This is a genomic window from Streptomyces sp. TRM49041 (assembly GCF_008271805.1).
GTDB lineage: Bacteria > Actinomycetota > Actinomycetes > Streptomycetales > Streptomycetaceae > Streptomyces.
Genome location: NZ_VSRY01000109.1, coordinates 1 through 9,839, shown reverse-complemented (window position 1 = coordinate 9,839; position 9,839 = coordinate 1). Strand labels below are relative to the sequence as shown.

Here is a 9,839-nt window from a genome sequence, read left to right as displayed (position 1 = left end):
GGTTGAGGCGGAACTGGCCGCGAAGTTCGAGGCGTTGTTCCCGCATCTGGACGAGCGTCAGCGCCGGTTGGCCATGGGGGCGGAGGCCCGGTCGCTGGGGCATGGAGGGATCCGGGCGGTGGCCCGTGCGGCCGGGGTGCGCGAGGGTACCGTCTCGCGCGGAGTGGCAGAACTGGAGTCCGGGGTGGCCCCGTTGGGCCGGGTCCGCCGGGAGGGCGGGGGCCGCAAGCGTGCGGTGGATCTCGATCCCGGGTTGCGGCCTGCCCTGCTGGCCCTCGTCGAGCCGGACATGCGGGGTGATCCGATGTCGCCGCTGCGCTGGACGACGAAGTCGACCCGTCACCTGGCCGGCGAGCTGAGCCGGCAGGGCCACCGCATCTCAGCGGAAACCGTGGCCGACCTGCTGCGTGAAGAAGGCTTCAGCCTGCAGGGCAACGCCAAGACCGTCGAGGGCAGGCAGCACCCGGACCGCGACGGCCAGTTCCGCTATATCAACGAGCGGGCCAAGGAGCACCAGGCCGCCGGGGACCCGGTGGTCAGCGTCGACACCAAAAAGAAGGAAGTCGTCGGCAACTACAAGAACGCCGGCGCCGAGTGGCACCGTGAGAACGAACCGGTCCGGGTACGGACGCACGACTTCCCGGACCCGGAGCTGGGCAAGGCCATCCCGTACGGGATCTACGATCTGGCCGCGAACACCGGATGGGTCAGCGTCGGCACGGACCACGACACCGCCGCCTTCGCCGTGGAGTCCATCCGCCGCTGGTGGAGCAGCCAAGGGTGCGGCGCCTATCCGCACTCGCGGCGGCTGCTGATCACCGCGGACGCGGGCGGCTCGAACGGCTACCGCACCCGCGCCTGGAAGGCCGAACTGGCCGCTCTGGCCCTGGAGACCGGCCTGGAAATCACCGTCTGTCACTTTCCACCAGGTACTTCAAAATGGAACAAAGTGGAGCACCGGCTGTTCTCCCACATCACCATGAACTGGCGCGGCAGGCCCCTGACAAGCCACGAAGTCATCGTCAACAGCATCGCCGCGACGACCACCCGCACCGGGCTGACGGTGCACGCCGAACTCGACACAGACGCCTACGAGACCGGAGTCCGGATCGTCGACCGGCAGATGGATGCCCTACCCCTGCACCGCCACGAGTGGCACGGCGACTGGAACTACACACTGCGGCCCGAGGCGTATGCCCAGGTCGGTGACGCACCGGACCCGTTCGACCAGCCCAGCCCCGACCTCTCCTGGCTCTGCCACCCCGCTCTGACCGGAATGCCAGCCCAGGAGTGGGACACGCTGATCACCACACTCACCGCCCTCCACGAGGATCAGCGGGAAGCACACCTGGACAAGCGGCGCGGCCACCGGCCCCGCCTGGCAGCCCCGGGCACCGGACGGCGCCCCATGCTTACCCTCGCCGACCGGCTCCTGGCCGCCCTCCTCCACTACCGGCTTGGGCTCCCGCAGGTCGCCATCGCCTGCCTCTTCGGCGTCACCCCCGAAACCATCAACCGGCGCATCCGCGACATCCGCCAACTCCTCGGCACGGCCGGACACAACATCCATCGCACTGACCAGCAACTCGCCACCCTGGAGCAGCTTTACGACCACGCGAGCACGGTAGGCATCACCGTCCCACTCAAGATCAAGGCAGCGAGTTAATGATCTGCAAGCCCTTAACTCCGCGGCATTGCTTGTACAGGCCGATCGTCGACTCCATCAGGGCGTTGTCGTAGGCGTCGCCGACCGAGCCGATGGAGGCGGCGATGCCGGCCGCGTCCAGGTGCTCGGCGAGCTTGAACGACGTGTACTGCGACCCGGCGTCCGAGTGATGGACCAACGCGCCTGGCCGTACGGGGTGTTGGTCCCGGTCGCGTTGCCCGACGGCCATCTCGAGAGCGTCAAGGACGAAGATGGTCTCCTTCACGGTGGCCGCCGACCAGCCGACGATCCGCCGGGAGAAGGTGTCCACGACGAACGCGACGTAGACGGTGGCGGACTACGTCTTCACATGGGTGAAGTCCGCCACCCGGCACCGGTCCGGAGCGGCGGCGACGAAGTCGTGGTCGACCAGGTTGGGGGCTCGCTCAGCCTGCCCGCCGGGGATTGTGGTGATGACGCGCTTGCTGCGGACGGCGCCGGTGATGCCGGGCTCGCGCATGAGGCGCTCGACGGTGCAGCGGGCCACCGCATGTCCCTGCCGGTTCAGCTCGCGCCAGATCTTCCGGGCCCCGTAGACGCGGTAGTTGGACGTGTAGATCTCCTGGATCCGCTCTTTGAGTTCCGTATCGCGCAGGGAGCGGGCGGATGGAGTTGTGAGGCGTTTCTTGTGGGCGTAGTACGTGGAAGGGGCGATCTTGCAGTCGTGCTCGGTGAGCGTTCCGCAGATCGGCTCGACGCCGCCGAAGCGGTCCCGGTGCTCGTCGATGAACGCTACGAGCGCGTGTGTGGCCGGTCGAGCTCGGCCGCGAAGAAACTCGCCGCGGCCTTCAGGATCTCGTTGGCCCGCTTGAGTTCGGCGTTCTCCTTCTTCAGCGCCTTGATCTGGGCGGACTCCTCCGTCGTCGTCCCCGGGCGCGTCCCCGCGTCGATCTCGTGCTGCTTCAGCCCGTTCCGCAGTGTTTCGCGGGAGCCGATGCCCAGCTTGTCGGCCACCGACTGCAGGGCGGCCGTCTCGTTCGGGTAGTCGTCGGGCACCTCGGCGACCATGCGCACCGCACGACGGCGGAGCTCAAGCGGGTAGCGGGAAGGTCGTGCCATGACTCGATCCTTTCACGAAATCGAGTCTCCAATCGAATCGGGGCGGTTCAGTCTGAACCATTGGCCCCGCCGTACAGCCTTGCTCCCAACAGGTGGTCTTTCGAGTTTCGCAGGGCGCCAGCCGCTTCGCCATGCATATTGTGTGATTAATTTCTGAAGCCCGGACTTGACTGGCTTCGCTGAGGTGTGCAATTTCGTAACCGAAACGGAGTAATGCGGATGAACCGCGCCACCCTGATTCCGGTCACCGAGAGCTCTTCGACCGGGAGACTCAACTGGCGGTCCCGTCAAGTTCTTTCCCCCTCCCTAGTGCGGTGGAGAGGGATACGAAAGGTCGTTGTAGCCGAGTCGGCACAGGAGGTCGGCGATGCAGATAATCTGGAGGAAGAGTTCGATGTCGTCAGGCGCTTGACGCTCTCCGAAGGATTTGCCGAGTTCGAGGCGTCGCTGACGCTGCATCATCCCGATCTGTTACTGGTGAAGGTCTCTTTGGAAGGCCTCGACTACCGGTTGGTGGAGCTGTGCAGAGCGCACCGCGTCAAAGTATTCGTACTGGCGCATCCCGCCTACGGGTTGCTGGGTTCGGCACGCTTCTACCGCTTCGGCGGGCTGCCGTGGCTGCGGCTGCGGGCAACTGCGCGGAACCGCGCCGCCAGCGCTCGGCTCAAGAGAGCCTCCGATCTTTTGCTGGTGACCTTGGGCGCGCCCCTTGTTATTCCGGTCATGCTCGCCATCGTGATGCTGGTCTGCCGGGGTGGCCCCCCGTTCTACTTCCAGGACAGGGTGGGCGCGGGTGGCCAGCCGTTCCGCATCATCAAGTTCCGCACGATAAGAGTGGACGCCGAGCAGGCGACAGGGCCGGTGCTGGCTGCCGCCGACGATCCCCGGATGACTCCATTCGGCCGGTTCCTGCGCCGCTCCAGGCTGGACGAGCTGCCGCAGTTGTGGAATGTCGTGCGCGGCGAGATGAGCCTGGTGGGGCCTCGCCCGGAGCGTTCCGAACTCATCGCGACTTTCCGGAACGTCCCCCACTACGACCTGCGCCACCTGGTCCGTCCGGGACTCACCGGTATCGCACAGCTCACCGGTGGCTACGGAGCGAGTGTGGAGGAAAAGCTCCGCTGCGACCTGCTGTATGTGGGCTGCCATTCCCCCCGTCTGGACCTCGTGCTGCTCGCGCGCACGCTGCTCGACCTGCTCCGTGGATTTCCCCGTGGCTAGCGCTGGCCCGTGCGCCCGCGCCACCAGGACGGCGGCGCCCGTGGACGATCTGGATGCCACCGCGATCGTGGTGACCTATAACTCACAAAACCATGTCGTGGCCTGCGTGTCAGCCCTGCGTCGCGCCGGGCTGCGGGTGAGCGTCGTGGACAACGCGTCCACCGACGGCACCGTGCACGTTGTTGCGGCACACTTCCCCGAGATCGAGCTGATCGCCAATTCCGTCAATGTCGGCTTCGCCGCGGCCGTCAACCAGGCTCTGCCGGGCGCCGTCGGAAACGTCGTGCTTCTGGTCAATCCCGAGTGCATCCTGCAGGAACCCACCGCGCGGGCTCTCGTCACCACTCTGCGGCTCCGGTCAGAGGTAGGAATTGTCGGTCCCCGCATCATCGACCCGGGCGGGCGGCTCGTGGCCAGCGCACACCCTTTCGAGTCCCTCGCCTCAGTGTTGACCAGTCGCCTCAGCGGCAGCCTGGCGCCGCTGGGACTGCACCAGCTGTTCTGGGGCAGGAAACGGCGTCGTACCTACACCGACTGCAGCCGCTACGGGCGTGCGGTGACCGTCGACTGGGTGTCCGGGGCCTGCCTGGCGGTGCGGGCCTCCCTGCTGGCCGAGATCGGTGGTCTCGACGAGAGCTCCTGCATGTACTACGCGGACGAGGAACTGTGCCTGCAGGCCTGGCGGCGCGGAGCCCAGGTGCTGTATGTGCCCGCACTTGCGGCCGTGCACCTCCGCGGAGCGAGTAGCAGGGATGCCACATAGCTCTGGCCACATGTGTACGGGAGCATGCTCCGGTACTTCGGCCGCCATCGACGGCGCAGCTACGCGCTGGTGCGGGCGACGGTGCTGGCCCGGGCGTCTCTCGGTGCGGCCCTCACCGCCGTTCCCCGGCGCGGATGTTCCCTCACCCGGAACCTCAGGGCCCAGGCATGGGCCAGCGTGTTCCGGCTCGCTCTCACGACCAGCCGCTTGAACCAGAAGGATGCCATGCCATGCACATCTTGATCACTGTGGTCGGAAAACGCACAGAACACTGGTTGGACCTCTTCGCCGCGCTCGCAGACCGCCCCGACGTCACCTTGACGGTGGTCGCCGCCGACGTATCACCGCTGACTGAGCAAGGGCTGTGCGGGCTGGCAGACCGATACCGCAATTTCCGCCCCGTGCTCCGGCCTCATCTGCTCGGGGAGGACAGCACCGGTCACATGGCCTCTGTACTCTTCGGCCCTGGCGCCGGGCACGCGTTGCGCGACGTGCCCGCACCTGACGTCGTGCATATCCTCGGTGAGGCCGCCTACCTGTCCACCTGGCAGGCCATCAGGCTGCGCGACCGGATCCGGCCGGGTACACCGGTCACCCTCTACGCGGCCCAGAACATCGTGATGCGCTTCCCGTTCCCGTTCCCGCTCCTGGAACGGCGTGCCTACCGTGCCGTCAGCCATGCGTTCCCGATCACCCCGAGCGCACTGCGCGTGCTGCGCGCCAAGGGCTACACAGGACCTGCGACCGTCGTGCCACTGGGGGTCGACACCGGGGTCTTTCGCCCCCTCGAGCAGGAGCGCCCGCAGACGTTTACCGTGGGGTTCGTCGGCCGGTTGGAGCCGCACAAGGGCATCGGCGACCTGCTCCTGGCCGCGGAGCTTCTCGACTGCGACCTGCAGGTGGTGGGCGACGGAACCCTGAGCGGCGAGGTCCAGCGGGCAAGCGAGCGCCGTCCGGGGCGGGTTCGGCTCACGCCGTGGGCGGACCATGGTGAACTGCCCTCGCTGCTGGCCCGGATGAGCGTGCTGGCGTTGCCGTCGGTCGAGATCGTGCAGCGCAATGTGGTGCCCTGGATCGGCATCCCGCTGCGGGAGCAGTTCGGGCGGGTTCTGATCGAGGCTATGGCCTGCGGCGTCCCCGTTGTCGGCAGCGACATCGGAGACATCTCCCACGTCATCGGCTCCACGGGCCTGCTCTCTCCCGCCGGCGACGCCGCGGCGCTCGCGGACCGGCTGGCCCGGATCCGCGACGAGCCCGGCCTCGCCCGGCGCCTCGCCGCCGAGGGACGCAGGCGTGCCGCCAACGAATTCAGCTGGCGCAGGATCGCCGACGAGCTCTGCCACACCTGGCAGCACCTCGCGCACGGCACGGCCTCGGACCGCCGCACCGTGACACGGCCGACGCATCGAGCGGAGCAGGGTTCTGATCAACCCGCAGTCACGACTGGGCCGCCGAACTAGCCTCTCTGTTTCGCTTGGAGTGGGCTGAGCTGGTGGATCTGTGATCTCGGTTGCCGGCCGCTGTGCGGGCAGGGCTGTGGCCCGACGCTCGGGTCGGGTGCTCCAGGATTCCTCGGGTCGTGGGTGGGCAGGGTCTGTCGCGGTTCAGGTAGCTGGTCGGGGCAGGGCCGTGAGGCGGGTGAATGCGGGTCTTCAAAGTTGAGCGGTGCGGAGGTGTCCGCGGGCCCGGCGGGTGGTGACGCAGCGTGTCCGTAGCCGTTGGTTGTCACGGCAGCTGTAGTTCCGACGTCTGCGCTGGTCAGCGCCTTGCCGGGGTGGGTGAGGGCATGAGGACGGCCACCGCGATCATGAACGTTTGTGACGACGTATCAAGGGACGGTGGCCGCGGAGGCCACTATAGCCGAGCAGGCGTGGTGCGGGGCGTTCGGGAGGGCGATGACGGCGGTCGCGGGCTGCTTCGCACGACGTGAGACACGCGCCACGGCGGCGGAGCTGGTCGCGGGGCTGCTACTGGAGCTGGACACGCGGAACTGCTGGACACTCGCGCAGGCGCTGGGGCACCCGGGCCCGCACCGGCTGCAGCACCTGTTGTCCCGCGCCCTGTTCGACCACGACCGAGCACGGGAGGAGATCGCCCGCCTGGTTGCCGGTGAACTCGCGGGCCAGGACGTGGTGTTGGTGGCGGACGAGACGGGCGACGCGAAGTCCTCCACAGACTGCGTGGGGGCCGGCAGGCAGTACTCCGGCGCGATCGGCGGTGCCGGACTGTGCCAGGTGGCAGTGCACCTGACAGCGGTCACCGCGACGACGAAGGTGATCATCGACCGGGCCCTGTACCTCCCAGCGGACTGGGCCGAGGACGAGGAACGCCGCGAAGTCGCCGGGCTGCCGGAGGAGATCGGGTTCGCGACGAAACCGCAGCAAGCACTGTCCATGGTCGCCGGTGCGCTCACGATCGGGATCCAGGCCCGCTGGTTCGCCGGCGACGAGGTGTACTGCGGCCGCGATCTACGCAAAGGTATAAGGGCGCTGGGGCTCGGCTACACGGTCGGCATCGCCGCTACGTACCAGGTCACCGACGGGGCCGGCCGCCGGTGGGAGGCCCGCAAACTGATCAACAAGGTGCGGCCCGAGCAGTGGATGCGTCGGCAGACCGGACATGGCACGAAGGGCACCCGCGAGTACGACTGGGCCTGGCTCGACGTCCGCCCCGACGACACTCCCGTCGAGAACGAGAACGAGAACGAGAACGAGAACGAGAACGAGAACGAGAACGAGAACGAGAACGAGAACGTGGCGGGGACGAGTGTGTTCGTCGCGCGCCGCCACCGCTACACCGGCGAGGTGTCCTACTTCCGCTACTGGTCCCCGGGCTCCGTCTCACTCGGCACGCTGGTGGAAGTGATCGCCCGCAGATGGCGGATCGAGGAAACCTTCCAGCTCGCCAAGGGCTTCACCGGACTCGATCAGGGTCAGGTGACCTGCTGGAACTCCTGGATGCGCTGGTCGCTGTTCTCCCTGATCGCCGCCGCCGTCCTCGCCCTCACCCTCGCGTCCACGACGACGCACACTCACCCCGCCGGTCCGGCCGGGCTCACCCCGCTGACCTGTCCCGAACTCGTCCGTCTCCTGCGCGCCCTCGTGCTGCCGCCGCCTGTCCACGACCGCGACCACGTCCTGCACTGGACCGCCTGGCGCCGCCGGCACCAAGCCATCGCGACAGCCTGCCACGAGCAACGACACCGCCATCACGACCAGCTGTGATCAAGAACTACAGCTGCCGTGATGACCGCGAGATCGACCACGATCCGGCCGGGGTCGTGCCCGGTACCACGCGGTCGCAGTTGACGCAGGCGTCAGCGAAGGCGCTGGTCAGGCCCGTGACATCGGCGAGATCGGCCAGCAGGCGAGATCCGGCGTGGCTCACCACCCCGTAGCCGTCGGCCGACACGACGAGCTTGAGACGCGACCCGGTAGTCCGCATGCAGAAAGTGCCTTCCTGCTGTGGTGATTGAAGCCCTAACTTGATCTTTAACCTTGCGGGTCGAACGGCTCCTCGTACTTGATCACTCGGACCGGTAACTGCCGTACGCGCAGACGGCCTTCGGCTGAGCATGTGCTCCGACCAAGGAACACACACACCCAGCACGAAGGCCGTGGGGATGAGTCTGTTGCATCATGCTGTCCGGCAGGATCCGTTTGCGGAACTGTCACGCTTCCGGGGTGAGTTCCACTCCTGCCTGACCCGACGTGCGGATGCATTGTTCGAGCTGGCGGACGCCGTGTTGTGTGCGGACGGCCCGGTCCGGTCGCTGGTGGAGCTGTCGCTGGTGGGTGAACACCGTCGTGGGCATGGTGGACTCTACGACGCCCTGGCTGCGGGCCGGCTGGACGTGGCCCGGCTGCGGCGGGCCCTGGCCGCGGTGCCTTTGCCGCGGGCGGCGGACGGACGGCTGGTGCTGGCCGCCGACATCACCTGCTGGCTGCGGCCCGACGCGCACACCTCACCGCAGCGGATCCTGTGCCATACCTATGGGCGGGGCAAGGACCAGCACATTCCCGTTCCTGGCTGGCCGTATTCGGTGATCTGCGCGCTGGAGACGGGCCGCAGTTCATGGACCGCGCCGCTGGACGCATTGCGTCTGGCCCCGGGCGACGATGCCGCGACCGTCACTGCTCGGCAGATGCGCGAGCTCATCGAGCGCCTGATTGCAGCCGGGCAGTGGCACGACGGCGACCTGGACGTCCTCATCGTGGTGGACGCCGGTTACGACGTGCCCCGCCTGGCCTTCCTTCTACGGGATCTGCCGGTGCAGGTGCTGGGCCGGATGCGCTCGGACCGTGTCCTTCGTCGCGCGGTCCCGCCACGGGAACCTGGCACCCGTGGCCGTCCACCGCGTCACGGGGGCGAGTTCGTGTTCGGTGATCCCACCACCTGGAACACCCCCGACGCAGCAACGGTGACCGCGACGCGTCTCTACGGCACCGCCACGGCCCGGGCATGGGACCGCCTCCACCCGAGACTGACCCACCGCTCCGCCTGGACCGCCCAGCTCGGCGCCCTGCCGGTGATCGAGGGCACCGCGATCCGCCTGCAGGTCGACCACCTGCCCAGCGGCGCGACACCGAAGCCGGTGTGGCTGTGGTGGTCGGGCACCGACGCCACCGAGACGGAAGTCGACCTGCTCTGGCAGGTGTTCCTACGGCGGTTCGACATCGAGCACACATTCCGGCTCTTCAAGCAGACGCTCGGGTGGACCTGCCCGAAGATCCGCAGCCCCGAGGCCGCCGACCGGTGGACCTGGCTGATCCTCGCCGCCTTCACCCAGCTCCGGCTCGCTCGCCCACTGGCGGCCGACCTCCGCCGGCCGTGGGAGAAACCCAGCCCGCCCGACAGGCTCACTCCCGCCCGGGTCCGCCGCGACTTCCGGCACCTCCGCCCCAAGGCCGCCTGCCCCGCCGAAGCACCGAAAACCTCCCGCCCCGGCCCAGGGCGTCCGCCGGGTCGCAAGAACACCCGACCCACCCCACGCCACGACGTGCACACAGTCGGCAAACCGGACTCCGCAAAGCGACGAACGAAGAAGACAACGACCCCGCGTCCACGCCGCACAGGTTAAAGATCAAGCTA

General features: G+C 67.9%; 8 protein-coding genes and 2 pseudogenes. 6 read left to right on the top strand and 4 right to left on the bottom strand.

Annotation, left to right across the window (positions count from 1 at the left end; genetic code table 11):
• A partial coding sequence (locus FVS66_RS13150; protein ID WP_399225460.1) for an ISAzo13 family transposase occupies positions 1-1,666 on the top strand: 1,666 nt, incomplete at its 5' end.
• On the opposite strand, the pseudogene FVS66_RS13145 reads toward FVS66_RS13150, so the two are convergent.
• The 3 genes and pseudogenes from FVS66_RS13145 to FVS66_RS13135 all read right to left on the bottom strand — a co-directional run.
• A pseudogene (locus FVS66_RS13145) lies at positions 1,650-1,982 on the bottom strand (DDE-type integrase/transposase/recombinase); the annotation flags it as partial. The gene FVS66_RS13150 and the pseudogene FVS66_RS13145 sit on opposite strands and share 17 nt — an antisense overlap.
• Before the next feature lie 21 nt (positions 1,983-2,003).
• Complete coding sequence (locus tag FVS66_RS13140; protein ID WP_262386972.1) at positions 2,004-2,300, bottom strand: IS3 family transposase; 297 nt, start codon at positions 2,298-2,300, stop codon at positions 2,004-2,006.
• A 137-nt stretch (positions 2,301-2,437) separates the two neighbouring features.
• Positions 2,438-2,764 carry a hypothetical protein gene (locus tag FVS66_RS13135; protein WP_149181373.1) on the bottom strand — a complete coding sequence of 109 codons (327 nt, stop codon included), beginning with the start codon at positions 2,762-2,764 and terminating at the stop codon, positions 2,438-2,440.
• A 219-nt stretch (positions 2,765-2,983) separates the two neighbouring features.
• Here FVS66_RS13135 and FVS66_RS13130 point away from each other — a divergent pair, with 219 nt between their 5' ends.
• From FVS66_RS13130 to FVS66_RS13115, 4 genes are all read left to right on the top strand, one after another.
• A complete protein-coding gene (locus FVS66_RS13130) occupies positions 2,984-3,985 on the top strand; it encodes a sugar transferase (RefSeq protein ID WP_187645504.1) in 1,002 nt (333 codons plus the stop codon).
• Positions 3,986-4,025: 40 nt separating this feature from the next.
• A complete protein-coding gene (locus FVS66_RS13125) occupies positions 4,026-4,748 on the top strand; it encodes a glycosyltransferase family 2 protein (protein ID WP_187645503.1) in 723 nt (240 codons plus the stop codon).
• Between the two features lie 230 nt (positions 4,749-4,978).
• The gene (locus FVS66_RS13120; protein WP_149181370.1) at positions 4,979-6,208 is read left to right on the top strand and encodes a glycosyltransferase; all 1,230 of its coding nucleotides are present in this window, start codon (positions 4,979-4,981) and stop codon (positions 6,206-6,208) included.
• A gap of 435 nt (positions 6,209-6,643) precedes the next feature.
• Positions 6,644-7,972: an IS701 family transposase gene (locus FVS66_RS13115; protein WP_262386971.1), complete on the top strand. Its 1,329-nt coding sequence runs from the start codon at positions 6,644-6,646 to the stop codon at positions 7,970-7,972.
• Positions 7,973-7,986: 14 nt separating this feature from the next.
• Here FVS66_RS13115 and FVS66_RS13110 read toward each other — a convergent pair.
• A pseudogene (locus FVS66_RS13110) lies at positions 7,987-8,192 on the bottom strand (IS1380 family transposase); the annotation flags it as partial.
• 178 nt (positions 8,193-8,370) lie between these two features.
• Between FVS66_RS13110 and FVS66_RS13105 the strand changes: the two are divergent.
• Complete coding sequence (locus FVS66_RS13105; RefSeq protein ID WP_149181364.1) at positions 8,371-9,828, top strand: NF041680 family putative transposase; 1,458 nt, start codon at positions 8,371-8,373, stop codon at positions 9,826-9,828.
• The last annotated feature ends 11 nt before the right edge of the window (positions 9,829-9,839 follow it).